The sequence below is a fragment of the Cellulomonas sp. P4_D11 genome (assembly GCF_056401915.1).
The window spans coordinates 1-1,065 of the sequence record NZ_JBFUIK010000075.1 but is presented as its reverse complement, the minus strand read 5'-3'; the positions used below and the strand labels follow the sequence as shown (position 1 = coordinate 1,065).

At 79.2% G+C, this 1,065-nt stretch carries 1 protein-coding gene; it reads left to right on the top strand.

What is annotated here, in order from left to right; genetic code table 11:
• Window positions 1-1,065 (top strand): bifunctional ADP-dependent NAD(P)H-hydrate dehydratase/NAD(P)H-hydrate epimerase (locus AC1DT4_RS20230; RefSeq protein WP_477091549.1); only part of this gene is annotated, 1,065 nt, incomplete at both ends.

Below are 1,065 nucleotides of genomic sequence, written 5' to 3'. Positions count from 1 at the left end.
CACCAGGGCGGCGTGGCGGCGCTGCGGGCGGCCGGGGGGCGCGCGGAGCCCGTGAGCGAGGGGTCGGCGGCGCTCGCGGCCGGTGCGGACGTGGTGCTCGACGGGATCCTGGGCATCGGCGCCGACGGGTCGGGCCTCCGCGGGCCCGCCGCTGACCTGGTCGAGGCCCTGGCGGCGCGGGGGCGCCCCTTCGTCGTCGCGGTCGACGTGCCGTCGGGGATCGGGGTCGACGACGGACGCCGCGACGGGACGGTCCTCGACGCCGACCTGACGGTGACCTTCGGGGCGCTCAAGCCGGGGCTGCTGCTCCCGCCGGCGTCGGCGTCGGCGGGCCGGGTCGAGCTGGTCGACCTGGGCCTCGACCTCGCCGGCGCTCCCGCGGTCGTCCGGCTCGAACCGGGCGACGTGGCCGACCTGTGGCCCGTGCCGACCGCCGACGCGCACAAGTACACGCGGGGCGTCGTCGGCGTCGTGGCCGGGTCGCGGGCGTACCAGGGTGCGGCGGTGCTCACGACGAGCGCCGCGGTGCGCGCCGGCGTCGGCATGGTGCGGTACCTGGGCGACGTGGGAGACGCCGTCGTCGCGGCGCATCCCGAGGTGGTGGTCGGCAACGGGCGCGTGCAGGCCTGGGTGTTCGGTCCCGGCGTCTCGCCCGACGACGCGGGGCAGCGGCGGCGAATCGAGTACGCCTTCGAGCACGTCGTCCACCGCGGCGAGGCGGCCGTCGTCGACGCGGGGGCGCTCGAGCTGCTGCCGCCGCACATCGGCCCCCACGCGGTCCTCACGCCCCACGCCGGGGAGCTCGCCCGGCTGCTCACCCAGCGCGGCGAGGAGGTCGAGCGGGGCGCCGTGGAGGCGGAGCCGCTGCGCTGGGCCCGCCGGGCGCACGAGCTCACCGGGGCGACCGTGCTGCTCAAGGGCCCGGTCACCGTGGTGGCGGGGGCTCAGGGCGCCACCTACACGCAGGCCGACGCGCCGGCGTGGCTGTCGACGGCCGGGGCCGGCGACGTGCTCGCCGGCCTGCTGGGCGCGCTGCTGGCCGGGCGGGCCGACGAGGTCCACGCC